General features: G+C 63.0%; 23 protein-coding genes and 1 tRNA gene. 9 read left to right on the plus strand and 15 right to left on the minus strand.

From position 1 onward, the window contains the following. The first annotated feature begins 386 nt into the window (after positions 1–386). Positions 387–1,559: an acetylornithine deacetylase gene (gene argE, locus IVB45_RS22980; protein ID WP_027567519.1), complete on the plus strand. Its 1,173-nt coding sequence runs from the start codon at positions 387–389 to the stop codon at positions 1,557–1,559. 139 nt (positions 1,560–1,698) lie between these two features. On the opposite strand, the gene IVB45_RS22985 is transcribed toward argE, so the two are convergent. The 3 genes from IVB45_RS22985 to IVB45_RS22995 form a co-directional block, all read right to left on the minus strand. Continuing rightward, a complete protein-coding gene (locus IVB45_RS22985) occupies positions 1,699–2,325 on the minus strand; it encodes a LysE family translocator (RefSeq protein WP_247362024.1) in 627 nt (208 codons plus the stop codon). A gap of 90 nt (positions 2,326–2,415) precedes the next feature. After that, positions 2,416–3,474 (minus strand): phosphotransferase family protein, encoded by a 1,059-nt coding sequence (locus tag IVB45_RS22990; protein ID WP_247362027.1) that lies wholly within the window; start codon positions 3,472–3,474, stop codon positions 2,416–2,418. Positions 3,475–3,606: 132 nt separating this feature from the next. Continuing rightward, the gene (locus tag IVB45_RS22995; RefSeq protein WP_247362030.1) at positions 3,607–4,842 is read right to left on the minus strand and encodes an acyl-CoA dehydrogenase family protein; all 1,236 of its coding nucleotides are present in this window, start codon (positions 4,840–4,842) and stop codon (positions 3,607–3,609) included. A gap of 237 nt (positions 4,843–5,079) precedes the next feature. Between IVB45_RS22995 and IVB45_RS23000 the strand changes: the two genes are divergently transcribed. Continuing rightward, positions 5,080–5,742, plus strand: coding sequence for a TetR/AcrR family transcriptional regulator (locus IVB45_RS23000; protein WP_027567521.1), 663 nt, complete (start codon positions 5,080–5,082; stop codon positions 5,740–5,742). A gap of 2 nt (positions 5,743–5,744) precedes the next feature. Here IVB45_RS23000 and IVB45_RS23005 read toward each other — a convergent pair whose 3' ends face one another. The 7 genes from IVB45_RS23005 to IVB45_RS23035 form a co-directional block, all read right to left on the minus strand. Then, a complete protein-coding gene (locus IVB45_RS23005; RefSeq protein ID WP_247362779.1) occupies positions 5,745–6,137 on the minus strand; it encodes a RidA family protein in 393 nt (130 codons plus the stop codon). A gap of 108 nt (positions 6,138–6,245) precedes the next feature. Continuing rightward, entirely contained in the window at positions 6,246–6,461 is a 216-nt protein-coding gene (locus IVB45_RS23010) for a hypothetical protein (protein ID WP_247362032.1), read from the minus strand. Between the two features lie 103 nt (positions 6,462–6,564). Continuing rightward, on the minus strand, positions 6,565–7,443 hold the full coding sequence (locus IVB45_RS23015; protein WP_247362035.1) for a 3-keto-5-aminohexanoate cleavage protein: 879 nt from the start codon (positions 7,441–7,443) through the stop codon (positions 6,565–6,567). Positions 7,444–7,643: 200 nt separating this feature from the next. Continuing rightward, positions 7,644–8,873, minus strand: coding sequence for a CaiB/BaiF CoA-transferase family protein (locus IVB45_RS23020; protein WP_247362038.1), 1,230 nt, complete (start codon positions 8,871–8,873; stop codon positions 7,644–7,646). A 167-nt stretch (positions 8,874–9,040) separates the two neighbouring features. Then, complete coding sequence (locus IVB45_RS23025) at positions 9,041–10,246, minus strand: MFS transporter (RefSeq protein WP_247362041.1); 1,206 nt, start codon at positions 10,244–10,246, stop codon at positions 9,041–9,043. Positions 10,247–10,360: 114 nt separating this feature from the next. Next, the gene (locus tag IVB45_RS23030; protein WP_247362044.1) at positions 10,361–11,209 is read right to left on the minus strand and encodes a 3-keto-5-aminohexanoate cleavage protein; all 849 of its coding nucleotides are present in this window, start codon (positions 11,207–11,209) and stop codon (positions 10,361–10,363) included. A 122-nt stretch (positions 11,210–11,331) separates the two neighbouring features. Continuing rightward, entirely contained in the window at positions 11,332–12,723 is a 1,392-nt protein-coding gene (locus IVB45_RS23035; protein WP_247362047.1) for an MFS transporter, read from the minus strand. Between the two features lie 359 nt (positions 12,724–13,082). On the opposite strand from IVB45_RS23035, the gene IVB45_RS23040 reads away from it, so the two are divergent. Beyond that, a complete protein-coding gene (locus IVB45_RS23040) occupies positions 13,083–13,340 on the plus strand; it encodes a type II toxin-antitoxin system prevent-host-death family antitoxin (protein ID WP_027567528.1) in 258 nt (85 codons plus the stop codon). Then, a complete protein-coding gene (locus IVB45_RS23045; RefSeq protein WP_085351261.1) occupies positions 13,337–13,720 on the plus strand; it encodes a type II toxin-antitoxin system VapC family toxin in 384 nt (127 codons plus the stop codon). The genes IVB45_RS23040 and IVB45_RS23045 overlap by 4 nt, the downstream gene beginning before the upstream one ends. Positions 13,721–13,776: 56 nt before the next feature. On the opposite strand, the gene IVB45_RS23050 is transcribed toward IVB45_RS23045, so the two are convergent. From IVB45_RS23050 to IVB45_RS23065, 4 genes are read right to left on the minus strand one after another with little or no spacing between them, the layout of a single operon-like run. Next, on the minus strand, positions 13,777–13,947 hold the full coding sequence (locus tag IVB45_RS23050; protein ID WP_247362049.1) for a hypothetical protein: 171 nt from the start codon (positions 13,945–13,947) through the stop codon (positions 13,777–13,779). Positions 13,948–13,982: 35 nt separating this feature from the next. Then, positions 13,983–14,186: a hypothetical protein gene (locus IVB45_RS23055; protein WP_007611681.1), complete on the minus strand. Its 204-nt coding sequence runs from the start codon at positions 14,184–14,186 to the stop codon at positions 13,983–13,985. 18 nt (positions 14,187–14,204) lie between these two features. Continuing rightward, positions 14,205–15,539 (minus strand): sorbosone dehydrogenase family protein, encoded by a 1,335-nt coding sequence (locus tag IVB45_RS23060; RefSeq protein WP_247362052.1) that lies wholly within the window; start codon positions 15,537–15,539, stop codon positions 14,205–14,207. Continuing rightward, complete coding sequence (locus tag IVB45_RS23065; protein ID WP_027567532.1) at positions 15,536–15,988, minus strand: DUF2231 domain-containing protein; 453 nt, start codon at positions 15,986–15,988, stop codon at positions 15,536–15,538. Before IVB45_RS23065 ends, IVB45_RS23060 begins: the two co-directional genes overlap by 4 nt. Before the next feature lie 193 nt (positions 15,989–16,181). Between IVB45_RS23065 and IVB45_RS23070 the strand changes: the two genes are divergently transcribed. The 5 genes from IVB45_RS23070 to IVB45_RS23090 all read left to right on the plus strand — a co-directional run bounded on the left by IVB45_RS23070 (position 16,182) and on the right by IVB45_RS23090 (position 18,711). Then, positions 16,182–17,045, plus strand: a complete 864-nt coding sequence (locus tag IVB45_RS23070; protein ID WP_247287068.1) for a formate/nitrite transporter family protein — start codon at positions 16,182–16,184, stop codon at positions 17,043–17,045. 88 nt (positions 17,046–17,133) lie between these two features. Continuing rightward, positions 17,134–17,340, plus strand: coding sequence for a hypothetical protein (locus IVB45_RS23075; protein WP_247362055.1), 207 nt, complete (start codon positions 17,134–17,136; stop codon positions 17,338–17,340). A gap of 226 nt (positions 17,341–17,566) precedes the next feature. Beyond that, complete coding sequence (locus tag IVB45_RS23080; RefSeq protein ID WP_247362783.1) at positions 17,567–18,025, plus strand: YidB family protein; 459 nt, start codon at positions 17,567–17,569, stop codon at positions 18,023–18,025. A gap of 25 nt (positions 18,026–18,050) precedes the next feature. Next, complete coding sequence (locus IVB45_RS23085; RefSeq protein ID WP_018459399.1) at positions 18,051–18,314, plus strand: GlsB/YeaQ/YmgE family stress response membrane protein; 264 nt, start codon at positions 18,051–18,053, stop codon at positions 18,312–18,314. 64 nt (positions 18,315–18,378) lie between these two features. Beyond that, positions 18,379–18,711 (plus strand): hypothetical protein, encoded by a 333-nt coding sequence (locus IVB45_RS23090; protein WP_247287070.1) that lies wholly within the window; start codon positions 18,379–18,381, stop codon positions 18,709–18,711. An 895-nt stretch (positions 18,712–19,606) separates the two neighbouring features. On the opposite strand, the gene IVB45_RS23095 is transcribed toward IVB45_RS23090, so the two are convergent. Next, positions 19,607–19,680: transfer RNA gene (locus IVB45_RS23095), tRNA-Gly, on the minus strand. Positions 19,681–19,987 lie beyond the last annotated feature (307 nt).

Raw genomic sequence — 19,987 nt, forward strand, 5'->3', positions numbered from 1 at the left:
TTCAGCACCGTCATTGCGAGCGCAGCGAAGCAATCCAGAATCTTTCCGCGGCGGCAGACTGGATTGCTTCGCTGCGCTCGCAATGACGGAGTCTTTGGATGGCAGCGTCACGCTTCCATTCACATTCTCGATCGCAGATGCACCTTCGCATCCTCGCGGCTTGTTCGCCCGGGCTTTGCTTTGGTCGTCTCACCCAGACGGCATACGCCGCTTCCGAATTTCGGCAAAGTTTCGCCGCCGCGCGTTGGGCCACGGCTCGCGTGTTTTGCTCGAGGCAACGCAAGGCGTTGCAGGCTCGGATTTGTGCTGGTTTGCCCTACCACCCGCAACATTGGTATGGTTCGTGCAAGCACTTCAGCTTCCATCCCCCTGACAAGAACGTGAAAATGCCAAGCTCAAGACCCGACCGTATTCGCAAGCTGCTCGCCGACCTCGTCGGCTTCGACACGATCAGCGATCGCTCCAACCTGCCCCTGATCGCGCATATCGAGAGCTATCTCGCCACGCTCGACGTCAAGGGTGAGCGCATCGTCGACGAGACCGGACAGAAAGCCTCACTATGGGTCACCATTGGACCTGAGGACTGCCCGGGCCTGGTGCTGTCGGGGCATACCGACGTGGTGCCCGTGGTCGGCCAGGACTGGAGCCACGATCCGTTCAAGCTGATCGAGCGCGACGGCAGGCTCTATGGCCGCGGCACCACCGACATGAAGGGCTTCGTCGCGGTGTGCCTCGCCATGGTGCCAGAGATGCTGGAAGCGAAGCTCGCGACACCGATCCATCTGGCGATCTCCTATGACGAGGAGATCGGCTGCGTCGGCGTGCGGCCGATGCTGCGCGAGGTCGCGAAGAAACGGATCAAGCCACTCGGCGCCTTCATCGGCGAGCCGACCGAGATGAAGGTCATCATCGGCCACAAGGGCAAGCACGGCGTGCGCGCGACCTTCAAGGGGCTCGCCCGCCACTCCTCGATCGCGCCCGAGGGTGTCAACGCCATCGAATACGCCGCCGAGCTGATCGTCGAAATCCGCCGTCGCGCCGTGGCGCTCGCAGCCGTGCGAGCGGCCGACAGCCTCTACGACGTTCCGCACTCGACGCTGCTCACCAGCATCGTCCATGGCGGCGCCGCGCTGAACATCGTCCCTGATACTTGTACGGTGGATTTCGAATGCCGCGGCATCGGAATTACGGAGTCGCGCGAGGTGACGGATGCGATCGTCGCCTGGGCCAAGGCGAAGATCGAGCCAGCGATGAAGAAGCAGCATCCGGACTGCGGCATCGATTTCGAAGAGATCCTCGACTACCCTGCGCTTGACACGGCGGCCGATGCGACAATCGTCACGCTGGCCAAGAGCCTGGCTGGCCGCAACGACCACGCCAAAGTCGCGTTCGGCACCGAGGCAAGCCTGTTCGCCAGCATGGCCGATATCCCGTCCGTCGTGATTGGCCCCGGCTCGATCGCGCAGGCGCATACACCGGACGAATTCGTGGAAATGGCGGAGCTGGAGAAATGCGCCGGCTTCGTGGAGAAGCTGATCGCGCATTGCGTGAAGGGGTAAGGCTTCTCCTCGTCATTGCGAGCGAAGCGAAGCAATCCAGAATGGTTCCGCGGGGGCAGTCTGGATTGCTTCGTCGCAAGAGCTCCTCGCAATGACGGGAGTATGTGGGGCAGCGCGTATCCCACGTGAGCGGTGCGCCTCATCGCTCCTGCAAGGCCAGCCGCACACCGACGGCGCAGTAGATCGTCCCGACCACCTTGTCCTGCCATTTCACGACGGCCGGATGGCGGCGTAGCAAATTGCCGAGGCGGCCGGCGCCGACGGCGAACACCACCGTACTGAGGAGGCCGAGCAACACGAACACAGCGCCGAAGAGCGCGAGCTGTAGCGTCGTCGAGCCGTGTTCTGGACGGACGAACTGCGGCAGGAACGCGAGGAAGAACAGCGCGGTCTTGGGATTGAGCACTTCGGTCAGCACGGCCTGCCGGAAGGCCCGCGCTGCGCTGATCGCGGGCGCACCGCCATTCACCTCGATCGGCGTCTTGTCGAGCATGGCGCGAATGCCGAGATAGATCAGGAAGCCCGCGCCCGCGTATTTGACGACGCTGAACAGCAGCGCCGACGTTGCAATGATCGCAGAGAGGCCGACGATTGCCATGGTGGTGTGGACCACGTCACCAGCCGCAATTCCCGCGCCCGTCGCGATGCCGACCCTGGTTCCCGAGCTCGCGGCGCGCGCCATGGTGAGGAGCGTCGCCGGACCGGGAATGAAGACGAAGCCGAGGACGATGAGGATGTAGGTGATGAGCGTGGTGTGGTCGATCATGCGGGTATCTCTCTCGTCATTCTGTCCCGTGTCCCGGACACGAGAGGAACGCAAGCAAAGGCGCGGCCGCCGGCAGCGCCTTCGGAGTCCTTAAACCGCGCCGGCCTTCTGCGCATACTCCCAAGACGCTTTCGACAGCGGTACGGTGCGCTTGGCTGACTCCAGCGCCTTGGCATTCGCCGCGGTGCCGTCGCGGACGCGGCCAGCGATGCCTTGCGTGATGCCGGCGAGGCGGAACAGGTTGTAAGCAAAATACCAGTTGAGGTCAGGCACCGTCATCTTGGTGACGTTGCAATAGATCTGCGCGGCTTCCTCCACGCTCGGGATGTTGAGCGCCTTGAGGTCGGCGCCGTCCAGGCCGGGCATCACCCACTGCATCAGCAGATAGGTGAAGTCGGCCATGGGATCGCCGAGCGTCGACAATTCCCAATCGAGCACGGCCTGCACGCGCGGTTCCGTCGCATGGAAAATCATGTTGTCGAGGCGATAGTCGCCGTGGACGATCGAGACGCGCGCCTGCTCCGGCACGGTCTTCGGCAGCCATTCGGCGACCTTCTCGAACTCCGGAATGGTCTGGGTCTCGGACGCGCGGTATTGCTTGGTCCAGCGGTCGATCTGGCGCGCGAAATAATTGCCGGGCTTGCCGAAGTCGCCAAGACCGATCGCGACGGGATCGAACATATGGAGCTTGGCCAGGGTCTCGATCTTGCTGGTGAAGATCTTTCGGCGATCTTCCGGCGTCTGGCTCGGCAGCGTCGGCTCCCAGAACACCCGGCCGTCTTCCATCGACATGATGTAAAACGCTGAACCGATGATGCTGTCGTCCTGGCACAGCGCATAGGCCTTCGCGACCGGAAAGCCCTGCTTTCCCAGCGCTGCGATTACCCGGTATTCGCGATCGACCGCATGCGCCGACGGCAGCAATTTGCCGAACGGCTTTCGGCGCATCACGTAGGAGCGGTTCGGCGTGTCGAGCCGGTAGGTCGGGTTGGACTGGCCGCCCTTGAACTGGAGCACGACCAGCGGTCCCTCATAGCCTTCGACGTTGTCGCGCATCCAGGCTTCGAGCCGCATCTCGTCGATACGATGACGCTCCTCGACGGGCTTGGTGCCCGAGAATTCTTCGTCTTTCCTGACGCCGTCAGCCACGATGACGCTCCCTCTTCAGTCCGAACATGATCCTAATCGGTAACCCCCAGCGCACTTGCGTCAAGCGGTCATCCGATCACGGATCATGCCCTGTCGTTTCTTCAAATCGGGAGCGCCAGCATGCTCTCCCGCTTAATGACTGGAAGAGTTTGCATACTTCCGAACCTCGAGCCTGGCAATGGCGCGATTGTGCACCTCGTCCGGGCCGTCGGCGAGACGGAGCGTGCGGATGTGGGCGTAGTCCTTGGCAAGGCCGGCTTCGTCCGAGACGCCTGCACCGCCGAAGGCCTGGATCGCCTCGTCGATGATCTTCAGCGCCATGTTGGGGGCTGCGACCTTGATCATGGCGATCTCGGCCTGCGCGGTCTTGTTGCCGACCTTGTCCATCATGTCGGCGGCCTTGAGGCACAACAGCCGCGTCATCTCGATATTGGTGCGGGCCTCGCCGATGCGCTGCTCCCACACCGAATGCTCGACGATCCGCTTGCCGAAGGCGGTGCGCGAGGTGAGCCGCTTCACCATTTTCTCCAGCGCCTCCTCGGCCTTGCCGATGGTGCGCATGCAGTGATGGATACGGCCGGGACCGAGACGGCCCTGCGCGATCTCGAAGCCGCGGCCTTCGCCGAGCAGGATGTTTTCCTTCGGCACCCGCACATTCTCGAGCAGCACCTGGGCGTGGCCATGCGGCGCGTCGTCGAAGCCGAACACCGGCAGCATCTTCTCGACCTTGATGCCGGGGGTGTCGAGCGGAACCAGGATCTGCGACTGCTGCTGGTGCTTGGCCGCCTTGAAGTCGGTCTTGCCCATCAGGATCGCGATCTTGCAGCGGGGATCGCCGACGCCGGACGACCACCATTTGCGGCCGTTGATGACGTAGTGATCGCCGTCCTTCACGATGCTGGTCTCGATGTTGGTGGCATCGGACGAGGCCACCGCCGGCTCCGTCATCAGGAAGGCGGAGCGGATCTCGCCGTCCATCAGCGGACGCAGCCATTTGCGCTTCTGCTCCTTGGAGCCGTAGCGCATGAACACTTCCATGTTGCCGGTGTCGGGCGCGGAACAATTGAAGACTTCCGAAGCCCAGGAGATGTGGCCCATCTGCTCGGAGAGCAGCGCGTATTCCAGATTGGTCAGTCCCGCGCCGCGGAATTCGTCGTCCTCATGCTCGTTCGGCGGCATGAACATGTTCCAGAGGCCTTCGGCCTTCGCCTTCTTCTTGAGATCCTCGAGCACCGGGATCACCTTCCAGCGTTCGCCGGCGCGATCCTGCTCATCATAGACCGGCACTGCCGGACGCACATGCTTGGCCATGAAGGACTGCACGCGGTCGAGCCATTCCTTCTGCTTCGGCGACAGATCGAAATCCATGGGACGCTCCTCGTCTTTGCCAACTCGTTTTGGCGAATTTGTTTTGGCGAACTTGTTTTGCGCCGGACTGTCCACCCGCATTGTGCGACCCGCAAGTGCGAATGCGCGGCTTGCGGACGCTCCGGAACCCATTCGCACGTTTGCGAACGACTCCTGATTGCGGATTGACTTTCCCGGCGTTCAAACGATAGTTTCATACAACTGTTTGAATTGCAACTCCCTCCCCGAGGGGCTCCCATGGCCAGCGATCATACCCGAACTGCCATTCTCGCCGCCGCCGAACGGCTCTATGCCGATCGCGGGTTCGGCGACGTGACGCTGCGCGACATCGTCGCGGAGGCCAATGTCAACCTCGCGGCGGTGAACTATCATTTCGGCTCGAAGGACGAGTTGATCGCGGAGCTGTTCGTGACACGCTCGATCGCCACCAACCGCGAGCGCTTGCGCGAATTGAAGGCGGCGGAAGAACAAGGCGACGGCCGCGCGCCGATCGAGGTGATCCTGCATGCGCTGGTCGGTCCGACGCTGCGCGGCTGCCTCGGTCCCGAGAACCAACGCTCGAGCGCGGCGCGCTTCATGATCCGCGCCTCGATCGAATCCGTGCCGCCGATCCGCCGCATCAAGAACCGCGAGATCGACCATTTGCGGAAATTCGCCGGCGCGATGCGAAGGTCCCTGCCCGATCGCAGCGACGTCGATATCTACTGGGGCCTGAATTTCGCGCTCGCCATGGCGCACCACACCATCCGCGAGAGCGAGCGGCTGACGAAATTATCGGAAGGCAAATGCGATCTCGACGACGTCGAGGACGTGGTCGCGCGCGTCGTCAGCGTGGCGACGATGGCGCTGACGGCGGGACGGACAGAGGCGAAGGCGCCGCCAAAGGTAGCGGCGCGCTAACCTCACATCATCGCGATGCAGTCGATCTCGACGTCGAAGGGGCCGAACCATTCCGGCGTGCAGACGAAGATCCGCGCCGGCGGATCGTGCGGGAAATAGCGCGCATAGACGGCGTTGAACGCGGCGAAGTGTTTTGTCGAAGTGCAGTAGACGTTGCACTTCATGACGTTGTCGAGGCTCGCGCCTGCCGTCTCAAGGCACAGCTTCATCTGCTCCATGACGAGTTCGCTCTGCCGTTCGATCGGCACGTCCGCGATCTCGCCCGTGTCGGGGTCGAACGGCGGCAGCCCTGCGACGAAGATCATGTTGCCGGCGCGCGTGACCGGCGAGACCGGGGCGTTCCGGCGGTCAAGGAATGTCGAGATCGGTTCGACGCGGAGCGCTTCGCGTTTCATTGCGGGTTTCATGGGCGGCCACCTTCGGTTCAAGCGAGATGACGGCTTGCTACATCATAGCGCAGCCGTCATGCTTCGCTTTCCACCGAAGTGTGTCGCCGAGCCCGCCTAGGCGTGCTGCGGCATCTCCTCGGCCTCTTCCTTGGCGAGCAGCAGCAGCATCTCGATGCCCATGTCGCCTTCCTGCGGCGAGCGGATGAACTTTATTTCGTCGGCGCTTTGCCGCAACGCGGTAACGATCGCGACGGCCTGGTTGGCCGTTGCCGCCTCGGTCGCCAGAATTGCCTTCTGGTTCTTGGCCTGAAACCCGATCGTGTAGGACATGCGTTCCCTCCCGGACTGAGTGGAAGGATCGAATCTGAGTCGCGCGCGGAGCGGAAGCCTGTGTGAGTACGGACCGGGATTATCTGGGGATGGCCCGCAAGCCTCAGGCAAGCCCGAGCATCGCGCGCGCCTCGTTGGCGGTCGCGACGCTCGCACCCAGGCCCTTGACGATGCCGGCGGCACGCGCGACCAGCTCGGCATTAGTCTTCGCCAGCACGCCCTTTGACATATAGAGATTGTCCTCCATGCCGACGCGGACGTGGCCGCCGAGCAAATAGGCTTGCGCCACCATCGGGAATTCAGCGCGGCCGATACCGAAGCCGGACCAGATCGCGCCCGGCGGCAACAGGCTGCGGGCATAGAACATCGTCTCGGGCGTTGCGGAGAAGCCGTATTTAACGCCGAGCACGAGCGAAAACAGGCCCGGTCCTTTCAGCGTGCCGTCGGCAAGGAGATCGCGGGCCAGATGGCAGTCGCCGGAATCGAACAGCTCGATCTCCGGCAGCACGCCGGCGGCCTTCATCCGCTCGGCCATGATGCGGACGTTGCGCGGAGTGTTGATCACCACCTCGCCACCCGAGTTCATGGTGTTGAGATCGAGCGTGCAGATGTCGGGCTTGAGCAGCTCGATATGCTCGACGCGCTTTTCGGGCTGGAGCAGCGTGGTGCCTGCAGCGGCGACGCGAGGGTCTTCGACCGAAGGCACGAAGCGCCCGCCGGGACCGGTCGTGAGGTTGATGACGAGAGACGTGTTGCGGGCGCGAATGCGATCCACCACATCGCGATAGAGATCGATCTCCATCGAAGGCCGCCCCGTCGCGGGATCGCGGACGTGGATATGGGCAATCGCGGCGCCGGCTTCGGCCGCTTCCAGCGCCGACGTCGCGATCTGCTCGGGCGTGATCGGCAGATGCGGCGATTGCTCGGGCTTTGTCAGATTGCCCGTGATCGCGCAGGTGATGATGGTCTTGGTCGGGGTCATGCGTACTGTCCCTTTTCGTAAAACGCGCCACGAGCACCGGACCTCTTCCTTCTCCCTTTGCGGGAGAAGGTGGCGCAAAGCCGGATTAGGGGTTCTCTCCACGAACTCAACTCACAACGGCGCGCGCGGACAGAACCTCACCCGTCTCGCCGCTATGCGGCGAGCCACCCTCTCCCACAAGGAGCGAGGGTAAGAAATCGCTAGATGATGCCCTGCTGCTTCAGCGTCTCGATCTTGCCGGCATCATAGCCGAGCTTGCCGGCGAGCACCTCCTGGGTGTGCTCACCGAGCAGCGGCGGGGCACGGTAGTCCTTGATCGGGGTTTCCGAGAGCGTCAGCGCGTTGCGGATCAGCGAGAGATCGGGCTGGAAGGGATGGTCGACCTTCACCCGCATGCCGCGCGACTGGACGTGCGGATCGGAAAACACCTGCTCGAAATTGTTGATCGGGCCCGAGGGCACGCCGGCCTCCTCCAGCTTGTCCAGCCAATAGGCCACCGGCTGCTTCAGGAACAGGCCGGCGAAGATCGCCATGATCTCCTTGCCGTGCACGACGCGGTCGTTGTTCTTGACGAAGCGCTTGTCGTTCGCGAGCTCGGGCTCGCCGAGCACGGCGCAGGTGCGCTGGAACTGGCCGTCATTGCCGACCACCAGCATCAGCTCGCCGTCGGTGCAGCGGAACACGCCGGCCGGCATGCCGCCATTGCCCCAGGTGCCGCGGCGCGGCGGCGTCTTGCCGTTGACGAGATAGATCTGCAGCCAGTGCGACAACGACGCGATGACGGTGTCGAACAGGCAGACGTCGATGTGCTGTCCCACGCCATCATTGGCGTCGCGATGATAGAGCGCCGAGAGAATCCCGATCGAGGTGTTCATGCCGGTCATGTAGTCGACGATCGAGGGGCCGACCTTCATCGGCCCCTCGCCGGGCTCGCCGTCGATATGGCCGGTGACGCTCATCAGGCCGCCCATTGCCTGCAGGATGGCGTCATAGCCGGCGCGCGGCGCATAAGGGCCGGTCTGGCCGAAGCCGGTCACCGAGCAATAGATAATCCCGGGATTGATCGCCTTGATGGTCTCGTAGTCGAGGCCGTAGCGCTTGAGATCGCCGACCTTGTAGTTCTCCATGAAGACGTCGACGTCCTTGGCGAGCTCGCGGATGATCGCCTGTCCTTCGGGCTTGGCGATGTTGACCGTGACCGACTTCTTGTTGCGGTTGGCGCAGAGGTAAAACGAGTTGTTGTTGTTGGCTTTGCCATCAGGGTCGGTCAGATAAGGCGGGCCGAAGGCGCGCGCGTCGTCACCGGTGCCCGGCCGCTCGATCTTGATCACCTCCGCGCCCAAATCGCCCAGCATCTGGGCCGACAAGGGCCCGGCAAGCACGCGGGTGAGGTCAAGGATCTTGATGCCTGAGAGCGGCAGGGCCGACATGTCGAATTCCTCCGGGAACTGAATATTGGCGCGGCGGCGAGATCGCGGGACGCGCTCCCTGCGGATACACTATTTTGGCGGTCCGAGCACTGCGCTGGCGGCATACAGCTATCCGCCCGCCCGCCCGGCCCAGGTCACCGCGGCGAATTTCCGCAGCGCGAATATTCTCAGGTCGCGGCCGCTGCAGCCACATGCGGCCGCCGCCGGCCGAGCAGGACCAGGATCAGCACCGTGGCGCAGGAGCAGACGAAGGTGAGACCGAGCGCGCCGCGGCTGCCGAACTGGGTGAGCAGGCCGACAAGGAGCGGCGGCGAGACCGCGGATGCGAGATTGAGCGGCAGCGCGATCATCGACATCGCCTTGGCGAACTCGGTCTGATCGTAGAACACGAGCGGGATCGTTGCCCGCGCCACCGCCATCGCGCCGCTGCCGGCGCCGTAGAGCAGGATGAAGGCCGCAACCGCCCAAGTCGCGCCCTCGCTCGTCATCAGCAGCAGCATGGCAATCGGCAGCGCCGTGCCGGCGACGAGCCCGGTCGTGATTCCGTCCCACCGCCCTCCGCCGAGAAAATCGAGCCCGCGCGCGCTGACCTGGATCACGCCCAGCATTGAGCCGAACGCGAGCGCCTGCGCCGGGGGAAGCCCCTCCGCCCGGAGCAACTCGATCATGATGGCGCCGATGCCGAAATTGACGAAGGCATTGAGCGTGATCGCGGCAACGACGAGGCTGAAGGTGCTCCTGGGAATCGCCGGCGGCTGCGAAGGCTTTACCGACTCACCACCACGACCCGCGGCGATTTTCCGGCGCGGGGCCAGGAACGCGTAGAGCGGAAGGTTGATGACGACCATCATGGCCGCATAGACCAGGCACGTCCCGCGCCAGCCGAGCAGACCGCTGAGGAACGACGTCGTCGGCCAGAAGATGCTGCTCGACAGGCCCGTCACCAGCATGAGCGCGCCGATCGCGTTCTTGGCCTGCCGCCCGGCGACCTCGTTCAGCATGATATAGGCGCCGGTCGAAAGCGTGGCGCTGCCGGCGATGCCGAGGACGATCCAGGCGGCGAAATACAGCATCGGCTCGCGCGCGAGGGACAGCAGTATGAAGCCCGGCACGGTCAGGACCGTGCCTGAGATCATCACCTTTCGTGCACCGTGCCGTGCAAACGACTTGGCGAGCCAGGGCGCGCACAGTCCCATCGACACATAGAGCACGGACGTCCCGGCGAACACCGCCGGCAAGCTCATGCCGAGATCGGCCGCGAGATCACGTCCGACGATGGCGGGAAGACCTATCGTACCCCACCCAACAAGCTGGGAGACCGCGAGCACCAGCAGGACCCCGATGAGCCTGCTGTCAGATTTCAAAAACCGCATTCCAATCGTCGCCTGCCCGCCAGGCGCAGATCACGCCTGTGACGGCAGTCTTACCCGGAGACTCGGCGCACGGAAACGCCGGCTGTCGAATGGCAGCAGGCGGCCGGGAGCATGTCAGGAGGCGGCAGGAGCTCCCTGCCCCGCGATCCCGAGCAGGGATCGCGCCTCGGCCGCAGTCGCCACGCGCCGGCCGTGGCGCGCGACAGCCTCACCGGCGACGGCCACGAGTTCGGCGTTGCTGGCGGCGAGGCGCGCCTTGTCGATCCTGATATTGTCCTCGAGTCCGGTGCGGACCGCATCGGCGCCCCGCGCGAGCGCCCAGCCCATGACCTCGGCCTGGTGGCGTCCGATCCCGGCGGCCGTCCACGTCGCCTTCGGGATCAGCCGCCTGAGCTCGCCCAGCAGGATCTCGAGGACATGCTCGTCCGCGGGCATGGCGTTCTTGACGCCCATGACGAACTGCACGTGCGGACGCGCGTCGATCAGCCCAGCCTCCATCAAGCGGCGGGCCCCGTGCAGATGCGACAGATCGAAGATCTCAATTTCCGGCCGGATGCCATTCGCCTTCATGCCGGTGGCGAGAGTCTCCACCAGCGCGGCGCTGTTCTCGTAGACGATGGTCGGAAAGTTCACCGATCCCGTGGACAGCGAGGCCATGTCGGGCTTCAGGTAGAGCGACGATCCGCGCGCCGAGGGATCGCGGCCCCGCCCGCCGGTCGAGAACTGAACGATCATGTCAGGACAGTGCTTCCTGATCCCCTCCTGCACCACGGCGAAACGCTCGGGATCGGAGGACGGCGTCTCGTCGTCGTTGCGAACATGGATGTGGGCGAGCGTGGCACCGGCTTCGAAGGCCTGGTGCGTCGACTCGATCTGTTCGGACGGCAGGATCGGGACCGCCGGATTGTCCTTCTTGCGCGGAACGGAGCCGGTGATGGCGACAGCGACGACGACGGGGTTCATCTTGCAACCTCATATTGATTGCGCTCACGCGCACCAAATTCGAATCGGCAGCCTGACTATGCAGTGAGGCCCTGCCGCCGCGAACATCGTCGATCGCGGCGGCAGTTGCCTCTACCATACCGTCAGGTCCGAACCGTGGCAGCCCCGCTCACTGCATCGCCGGACCGCTGGCGGTCATAATCTGCCCGCGGCATCGGAACGGCATTGGGATTGCCGAGATCGTCGATCCTGATCCGATAGGTTTCCCGCGCGGTCAGGGCCGCCAGCGCGGCGATGACCGTGATAGCGAAGGCAATCGCCCCCACCGTTAACGGGATGTTTGTCGAGCCGGGAGGCGCGACGGTCGCAAACAGGGCGGGAAGCAATGCGGTGATGGTGGTTCCGATGTTCTGCGATATCGCCATCGCCGAGACGCGGGTGCGGGTCGGAAACAGCTCCGGGTAAAAGCTCGGGAAGATCGCGTTGTAGCCCTGATAAACTACGCCCCACATCAGCAGCGACACCAAGATTGCCAGCGGCACATTCCTGATGCTGATGGCATAGAGATAGCAAAAGGCGAGCAGGCCGGAGAGAAGCGCGCCTACGATGATCGGAGGCTTGCGGCCGACCTTGTCGGAGAGATTGCCGACGAAGGGAATGACGAAAACCGCCAGCATGTTTCCGAGCACGGGGATCCAGAGATAGACGTCCTTGGCAAAACCGATCCCGTAGGCCGGCTGCACCGCATAGGCCGCGCCAAAGATGGTCGCAACGACAGGAATGACATTCATCAGCGCCATGCAGATGACCCTGAGCATGTCGCGCCAGCTCAGCTTGATGGCCTGGACGATGGGCGCGCGCGGCGTTTCTCCCCGTTCGCCCTCGCGGGCAAAGGCAGGGGTCTCGTCGACTTCGCGACGGATGATGTAGCCCGCGACGATGACGAAGAAGCTGAGCAGGAAGGGAATCCGCCAGCCCCAGCTGTTGAAGGCCTCGGTCGGCATATAGGCCGCCAAGGGCAGGAAGATTGCTGCGGCGAGGATCTGTCCGGCCTGCACCCCCTGAAGGGCGAAGCTGGCATAGAAGCCCCGCCGACCGAACGGCGCGTGCTCCAAGATCATCGAGCTTGCGCCTGAGATTTCGCCGGCAACGGCAAATCCCTGCACGAGGCGCAGAATGACGAGCAGAATTGGCGCCAGGATGCCAACCTGCTGATAGGTCGGCAGGATACCCACGGCCATCGTCGAGATGCCCATCAGAAACATGCAGACGATGAGAACCGTCTTGCGGCCATGGGTGTCGCCCCAGTGTCCGAGCACGAAGGCACCGATCGGACGAGCCACATAGCCGACGCCATAGGTCGCCAGCGAGGCGACGATCGCGACGGTGGGATTCTCCGACGGGAAGAAGATTTGCGGGAAGATCAGTGACGCGGCGGTCGCGTAGATGAAGAAGTCATAATATTCGAGAGCCGACCCGATCCAGCCGCTGGCAGCGGCTTTCCTGGACTGACTCATCTGATGGATCGCGGTCATCTCAAGATTCCTCCCTTGGGCCTCGGGTTTTGCTGACGTCCCGTTGACGGGCTTCGCTCAAAATTGGGCAGCACTCTCCGGCCGCTCTGCGGAGTTTCGCGAGCGCTTGTCACTGCCGATGGGTGTCTGCTTGGTGGCGACGATAGGCTATCGCCGGGCTAACACAATTACCCAGTTATCCGACAAACCTAACATGATGTTATTTGCTCGGGAGAGCCCACGTCCCGGCGAACACCGCCGGCAGGCTCATGCCGAGACGAGATCGGCCGCGAGATCGCGTACGACGATGGCTGGTGGGAGGTGGTTGACATTGGACCATTGCATGGTCCATTTTATGGAAATTGAGGAAGGACAATGAGATGCGGGTCTCCGTTACCGACGCAAAAGGACAATTGACCGATCTTGTCCGCCGCGCAGAGGCCGGCGACGAGGTGATCCTGACGCGGCATGGACATCCCGCGGTGCGGCTCGTCCCGGTCAAGCTTCCGCCGGACCGCGCCGCCCGCCGGACCCTGCTCGAGGCGGCACGAAGGACCGGCGGGGCCAAGGCTATTCCCGGACCGAGCGCCGCACGCAGTCAGGACTTTCTTTTCGGCGATGACGGACTGCCGGAATGATCGCGGTCGATACCTCCGCACTGATGGCGATTGTGCTTGACGAACCGCAAGCCGATGCTTGCATCACCGCGCTGGACACCGCCGACGAAATCCTGATCTCGGCGGCCTCCGTTGCAGAAAGCCTGATCGTCGCGGCACGGCGGGGCGTCGACGAAGAGATGAACAAGCTGATCAACGATCTCGGTTTGAACGTGATCTCGGTGACCCAAGCTTCGGCCGAACGCGTGGCGCAAATCTACTCGCGTTGGGGCAAAGGCATTCGTCCTGCCGGTCTCAACTTTGGTGACTGCTTCGCCTACGATGTCGCCAAGGAGCATGGCTGCGCACTTCTTTATGTCGGCGACGACTTTGCCAAGACGGATATCGTTGCGGCGGCGTAGTCGACGACCGCCGGTGCGGCGACTTACCGGCCGAACAGAAAAGCCGCCGGCAGCCGTCAGGCTGTATGGCCGGGATCGACCTGCTTCGGCGTTTTCTTGTCTCGTTGAGGTGTCATCTTGGCCGGATCCGGCGCATTCGGCACGCCGCGCGTCCCGAGCTGGTCGCGTTGGATGTCGTCTTCGGAGCGGGAGGGCTCAATGCCGTTCGGCTCACGGGGCTTGGTCATCGCAGGCTCCTGAAGTGTGTCGCTCGGAGTGTCCATCAAATTCCCAGCGCGTTTTCGCCGGCTTCGCGGCCGGGCACGCTGACATGAACTTCGTGCCCCTCGCGAAGCGCCAACGATGCTGCGGCAACCGCCGACTCGAAGGCCGCTTCCTTGGTGGAGTATCTGTTCTTGACATCGCCGTCGTGTAGCACGCCCCATTCGTCCTGCACGGGGACGATCGTGTATTGAGCAAGGCCCATCATTTAACTCCTCGAGATCTATCGCTGCGTGAGCTGCGGGTGCGCGGCGGTCACGCGCCACACCGTGTTGCCGCTATCATCGGCGACCAGCAGCGCGCCGGTCTTGTCGATGGCGACGCCGACGGGCCGCCCGCGCGCCTGATTGTCGCTGTTGAGGAAGCCGGTGACGACGTCCTGCGGCGGGCCGCTGGGCTTGCCGTCCGTGAACGGCACGAAGACCACTTTGTAGCCGTTCAAGACCTGCCTGTTCCAACTGCCGTGCTCGCCGACGAAGGCGCCGCCGCGATAGGCCGCCGGCAAACTCGCGCTTGTGTTGAAAGCCATTCCAAGCGGCGCCACATGCGAGCTCAGCGCATAGTCAGGCACGATCGCCTTGGCGACGAGGTCGGGACGCTCCGGCTTGACGCGAGGATCGACGTGCTGGCCGTAGTAGCTGTAGGGCCAGCCATAGAAGCCGCCGTCCTTCACCGATGTCATGTAGTCGGGCACGAGATCGGGGCCGAGTTCGTCGCGCTCGTTCACGACTGTCCACAGCACGCCGGTCTGCGGCTCGAAACTGAGGCCGTTGGGATTGCGCAAGCCGCTTGCGAAGATGCGCCAGCGGCCGCTGGCACGGTCGATCTCGAGGATGGCGGCGCGATTGTGCTCGGCCTCCATGCCGTTCTCGGTGATGTTGCTGTTGGAGCCGACGCCTGCATAGAGTTTCGAGCCGTCTGGGCTCGCGACCAGGCTCTTGGTCCAGTGATGGTCGATCGGTCCGCCCGGCAGCTGCGTCAGCACCGTGCCCGGCGCGGTGATCTTGGTATCGCCTTCGGCGTAGGGATATTTGACGATCGCATCGGTGTTGGCGACGTAGAGATCGTTGCCGACCAGCGCGACGCCGAACGGCGAGTTGAGATGGTCGAGGAAGACGCTTTGCGTGTCCGGGACGCCGTCGCCGTTGCTGTCGCGCAGCAGCGTGATGCGGTTGCTCTCGCCGGTGTCGCCGCCGGATGTCGCCCAGGACTCGATGTATCCCATCACGATTTCCTTGGGCCGCTTGATCGGAGCGCCCATCGGCGCCTTGGATTCCACCACCAGCACGTCGCCGTTGGGCAGCACGTAGAGGAATCGGGGATGCTGCAAGCCGGTCGCGAAGGCCTTGGCCTGCAAGCCCTGCGCAACGGCCGGGGTCTCGTCCTTTTTCCAGCCGACGATGCGCGCGATGTGCATCGGCGGCAGCAGATATTGCTGGATGTCGGGAAGCGTCGGGTTGGCGCCGGTTTGCGCCTTCGGATCGCCACTGCCGTCGTTGCAGCCGGCCAGACACAGCAGCGAGGCACACAACAGCACCCGAGCGATTGCGGAGTTCATCGCGCAACTCCTACGCCGTGGCGGTACACCATGGCCCAGCCGAGCCAGCCGGTGACCGGCAGGATCAATACGGTGATGGCTGAAAGAAGGAGCCCGGTCGGCCACACCGAGGTCCAGGCATCGCGCGTGTGGATCAACGCATTGATGGTCGCCAGGACCAGCGCCAGCGCGTTGCCGATCAGATGCGGCCAGGCCGGCGGCTGCGCCCGCACCAGGCGGTTGCCGAGAAAATCGGTCAGGCCGGCGATGGCGGCCAGCACGCCGAAGATGACGCCGACAACCAGAAGCCAGGCGGAAAAATCCGCCCACATGATCTCGGCAGTGATGACATAGGCGATGTCGGTCAGCAGCGCCCCGATGAAGCACGCGATCGGGATCGGCACCAGCATCGGATGAATCGGATGGCCTGCGATTTGCGCGGTCGAGCGCACACGCAAATTGTCTTGCACGGTTGGCCTCTTGTCAGGTCGCCACCCCTCCCCGGTGGAAAACACCCGCTTCCAGCGAAGGTTCCTGATGGTCGGCCTCAGCGCCGCCGTGCCTCAACAGCGCCGCGGCGTCGAAGCACTCACGAGGAACCCCTTGCCGGTGCGGGCCTTGATCCAGGCATTGAGATGAACCAGCCCTTCGGGAGACCACGGAGTGGACCAGCCTGGCGACGGCGCCTCCTTCAATCCAGCTTCGAAGCTCGACGGCGTCTCGCGGCGGCAGACGAAACAGATCGAATCCCAGAGCCGGCCCAGCGCAGCGCTGATCCATGAGACGATCCGCGCCGAGGGTGAGCAGGAACTGGAACGGCGATGGTGGGCCATCGTACTGTCCGGTCTTGCCGCCGGCCTTTCGATGGGATTGTCCCTGATCGTCCAGGGCGAGTTTCACGCGCTGATTTCCGACGAGGCCACCCGGCGCCTGGTGGCTCCGCTCGGCTACACGGTCGGTTTCCTGGTTGTGGTGCTGGGACGGCAGCAGCTCTTCACCGAGAACACGCTGACGCCGATCCTGCCGCTGTTGCACAACAGGGATCTCGGCACGCTGGCAAGCGTGATCAAGCTGTGGGGCCTGGTCCTCGCCTCCAACATCGCGGGAACGTGGGCGGTCGGATCCGTGCTCGCGCACACCAGCATCTTCGAACCACGCATCGTGGACGCCTTCGTCGATCTCAGCCGCCACACCATCGAGGGCACGTTCGCGACGACCCTTGTCCGGGCGATCTTTGCCGGCTGGTTGATCGCCTTGATGGCGTGGCTTCTTCCGGCGACCAAGGGATCGCGCGCACACATCATCGTCGTGATGACCTACGTGGTCGCGCTCGGCCAGTTCGCGCACATCATCGCGGGCTCGGTCGAGTGCGCCTTTCTGGTACAGAGCGGCCGGGCATCGCTGTCGCAATATGCCTCGGACTTCTTCGTACCGACACTTCTCGGCAATATTCTGGGCGGAACGACCCTCGTGGCCCTGCTGAACTACGGACAGGTCGCCCCCGAAATCGACGACCACAGGGAATAAAGAGCCTGCACAAAAGCAGCCGGCTCGACAGGAACGATGAACCGAGCTTGCATCAGCAATCAACGTGCGGCGACAAGCAGGAACAGTCATGAGCACCGATACCAAGAGCCCATTCGACAAGGAACCGGCCGAAGGATCACGCGACATCATCGATCGCGAATTGCAGCGCGCCGAAGACGCCGCCAACAACAAGGTCGATCATCTCCCCGGCGTGAAGGTCAGCGGGCAGCCGCAGGGCGGCGCAGTCGATCGTGCCCGCAAGCAGCGCGAGGAGAAGGATAGCGAACAGGAATAGAATCGCTCTGCCGACCCGAAACGCCAAGTCGGTCAAGCGAGACGCATCAATTTGTTCGGGACTGGCAATGACTGACAGCCCATCGTTCCGAGGAAACGTGGTTCTGAGAAAACGTGGAACTTCCCAGCCCCGCATATGTTGTGGGCGATGAGTGATGCGGCGGCCAGTACAAGGCGGGCGCCATTTCTTGCACACGATTGCCCATCATCGAACTCAGGAGCCCGAAATGAGCCGCGGAATGCCATCGATGACCGCCCTCTTGGGTATGCTCGCAATCGCCGGTTATCAAAATCGGGACAAGCTCGCCGACATGTTTCGCAATGCTACCTCCGGTCAGCCGTCGGGTACCAAGGATTCCCTGGGCGGCATGCTCGGCAATCTTGGCGGCCTTGTGGGAGGCGGCGGTGTCGGTTCGCTGCTGAACGGCGGGATCGGCGAGTTGCTCGAACACTTCAGGCAGAACGGGCAAGGCGATGCGGCTCAATCCTGGATCAATCAGGGGCCAAACCGCGAAGTCACCCCGCCCGAACTCCAGCAGGCGATCGGTCCGGACGTTCTTCAAAAACTGGAGCAGCAGACCGGCCTGTCTCAGCAGGAGATCCTCGACCGATTGTCGCGCGAGCTCCCGGCAGCGGTGGACAAATACACGCCGGACGGACGTCTTCCGGCGCAATCCGCGGGATAACACTCCTCAAGACTCGAGAAAAAATATGAGCATCATTTGGACGATCATCATCGGTTTCATCGCAGGCGTCATCGCGAAGTTCATCATGCCCGGCGACAACGAGCCCTCGGGTTTCATCCTGACCACGATCCTGGGAATAGTGGGCGCATTCGTTGCGACCTATCTTGGCCAATCCCTCGGCTGGTACCGGCCAGGAGAAGGCGCAGGACTAGTGGGGGCAGTGGTAGGCGCCATCATCGTGCTTTTCGTCTACGGTTTTGTAGCTGGTCGCAGCCGTCGGGCCATCTAACCACAGTGGACGGAATTCCGCGCGTTAGCGGAGAATTCGCCCGGCGCGAAAGGCGATCGGCAAGATGAAATGGATGCTCGTTGTCTTGGTAGGAGGCATGACCCCGGTCAACACCGACCTGGTTTTCGACAAGTTTGCCGATTGCCTTGCCGCCGAGGAGCAGATGCGAAAGCACTATACGGACGCTTTCGAGGCTTGGGACCGATGGGCCGCGGCCAATATCGAGCGACGACGCGAATACTCAAAGGTGCGCGACCTCCAGGCCAAACGGCTGCTCAGCAACATCGGTACCTGCGTTCCTCACGCAGGCGGCGAGGCCGCAGCGCCTCAGCAACTGAGCAATCCGGCACCTTCTCCGCAAGCCACACCTGCGCCGCAGCCAAGTCCGAAAACGTGACGTTTGAGCCCTAAAAGCCCCTTGGCACGCCGCTAACCCGAGACATTTTAAGGAGATCAGCATTGAGCGACAGGACCGGCAATGAACCTGCACCCTTGGTGCTTTTCGGCGTGGCAATCATTCCGATCATTGCGGTGTTGGCGTGGTTCGCCTTTTAGGCTTTGAACCTTTTCGCTATCGCGCGTCATACAGTCGAAGCGTCCCTAAGCTTCACTCCTACCAGAAAGCCCCGCTTCCCCCAGCGGGGTTTTCGCTGTCGGCGCTGCATCAACGCACCGATTTTTTCAAGCGCCCTTTTTGGCTTGACCACTTTTTCCCGATGCAGCAGCCTAGATATGGGCAGGGTTTTGAGGAGGCACAATTGCCGAAAACCCTAGTGGAATTCAGAGCGCAGAACCTTCGTTTGCTTGAACAGCTTTGTCCGGACGATCCGGGCTACATTCAATCGTGGATCAGGAAGTTCGACCAGCAGAATGGGATCGAACCTGAAGCTCCTGCGAAGTCCCGCCGGGAGCGAGGTGTTGCTTCACCCAAGAAGGCCAGGTCCGGCGACCGAACCAATTGAGCGCGTGGTTGCCTTCGCTCGGCGCCGGACACTACGGCCAAGAGGCGTTGGGCTGGGCAGCTCGCCGCTTTTTCCGGGGAGCGCTCGCCTTGGCCTTCAACTTACCGCTCCCGGTATTCGACACACGAGTCACGCCTCCGAGTGCAGCTGCAAGAACCCTCGCGCTGAGCGAGGGCATTTGGCTCGTCAGCTTCATGCATTCTGATCTGAGATACTTCGACCTGGAGCAGAAAACCCTGCAACCTCTCGACAACCCATTCGGCACGAGGCTGTCACCCACGTCTTAGGTACGTACCGTGAGCCCTGTCTTCGGGCTGGCATTGAAAGCCTTGGAGCGGGTGAAGGGAATCGAACCCTCGTATTCAGCTTGGAAGGCTGCTGCTCTACCATTGAGCTACACCCGCGACAGGGGCTCCCTAACACGGCCGGGCGGCGGTCTCAACTGCCCATCAACTGCCCAATCGACTGCTTTCCGGCGCCTTCCCGGACTTGCGAACAGCCGCTGGTTCCTCCGACCCGCCTCCCCTTAACAACACCGGAATTGCCGCCTATATTGATGTCTTCCGCAACCAACGAAAGGAGGTGATCCAGTGTCTCTTACCAAGCGCTGTCACCTCGCTGGGATCGCCCGCTAAGCTTTGAACAAAGGCTTGGCATCGGGGCGCTCTCAGCCCTGGACCAGCGAGCAAGAAATCGGGCGCGACGGGGCCT

The sequence above is a fragment of the Bradyrhizobium sp. 4 genome, assembly GCF_023100905.1.
GTDB lineage: Bacteria > Pseudomonadota > Alphaproteobacteria > Rhizobiales > Xanthobacteraceae > Bradyrhizobium.

Excerpts from the sequence above, each read along its gene's own strand:
- argE (WP_027567519.1), top strand. The coding sequence starts at position 387 with ATGCCAAGCTCAAGACCCGACCGTATTCGCAAGCTGCTCGCCGACCTC.
- IVB45_RS22985 (WP_247362024.1), bottom strand. The coding sequence starts at position 2,325 with ATGATCGACCACACCACGCTCATCACCTACATCCTCATCGTCCTCGGC.
- IVB45_RS22995 (WP_247362030.1), bottom strand. The coding sequence starts at position 4,842 with ATGGATTTCGATCTGTCGCCGAAGCAGAAGGAATGGCTCGACCGCGTG.
- IVB45_RS23000 (WP_027567521.1), top strand. The coding sequence starts at position 5,080 with ATGGCCAGCGATCATACCCGAACTGCCATTCTCGCCGCCGCCGAACGG.
- IVB45_RS23005 (WP_247362779.1), bottom strand. The coding sequence starts at position 6,137 with ATGAAACGCGAAGCGCTCCGCGTCGAACCGATCTCGACATTCCTTGAC.
- IVB45_RS23010 (WP_247362032.1), bottom strand. The coding sequence starts at position 6,461 with ATGTCCTACACGATCGGGTTTCAGGCCAAGAACCAGAAGGCAATTCTG.
- IVB45_RS23015 (WP_247362035.1), bottom strand. The coding sequence starts at position 7,443 with ATGACCCCGACCAAGACCATCATCACCTGCGCGATCACGGGCAATCTG.
- IVB45_RS23020 (WP_247362038.1), bottom strand. The coding sequence starts at position 8,873 with ATGTCGGCCCTGCCGCTCTCAGGCATCAAGATCCTTGACCTCACCCGC.
- IVB45_RS23025 (WP_247362041.1), bottom strand. The coding sequence starts at position 10,246 with ATGCGGTTTTTGAAATCTGACAGCAGGCTCATCGGGGTCCTGCTGGTG.
- IVB45_RS23030 (WP_247362044.1), bottom strand. The coding sequence starts at position 11,209 with ATGAACCCCGTCGTCGTCGCTGTCGCCATCACCGGCTCCGTTCCGCGC.
- IVB45_RS23035 (WP_247362047.1), bottom strand. The coding sequence starts at position 12,723 with ATGACCGCGATCCATCAGATGAGTCAGTCCAGGAAAGCCGCTGCCAGC.
- IVB45_RS23040 (WP_027567528.1), top strand. The coding sequence starts at position 13,083 with ATGCGGGTCTCCGTTACCGACGCAAAAGGACAATTGACCGATCTTGTC.
- IVB45_RS23045 (WP_085351261.1), top strand. The coding sequence starts at position 13,337 with ATGATCGCGGTCGATACCTCCGCACTGATGGCGATTGTGCTTGACGAA.
- IVB45_RS23050 (WP_247362049.1), bottom strand. The coding sequence starts at position 13,947 with ATGACCAAGCCCCGTGAGCCGAACGGCATTGAGCCCTCCCGCTCCGAA.
- IVB45_RS23055 (WP_007611681.1), bottom strand. The coding sequence starts at position 14,186 with ATGGGCCTTGCTCAATACACGATCGTCCCCGTGCAGGACGAATGGGGC.
- IVB45_RS23060 (WP_247362052.1), bottom strand. The coding sequence starts at position 15,539 with ATGAACTCCGCAATCGCTCGGGTGCTGTTGTGTGCCTCGCTGCTGTGT.
- IVB45_RS23075 (WP_247362055.1), top strand. The coding sequence starts at position 17,134 with ATGAGCACCGATACCAAGAGCCCATTCGACAAGGAACCGGCCGAAGGA.
- IVB45_RS23080 (WP_247362783.1), top strand. The coding sequence starts at position 17,567 with ATGAGCCGCGGAATGCCATCGATGACCGCCCTCTTGGGTATGCTCGCA.
- IVB45_RS23085 (WP_018459399.1), top strand. The coding sequence starts at position 18,051 with ATGAGCATCATTTGGACGATCATCATCGGTTTCATCGCAGGCGTCATC.
- IVB45_RS23090 (WP_247287070.1), top strand. The coding sequence starts at position 18,379 with ATGAAATGGATGCTCGTTGTCTTGGTAGGAGGCATGACCCCGGTCAAC.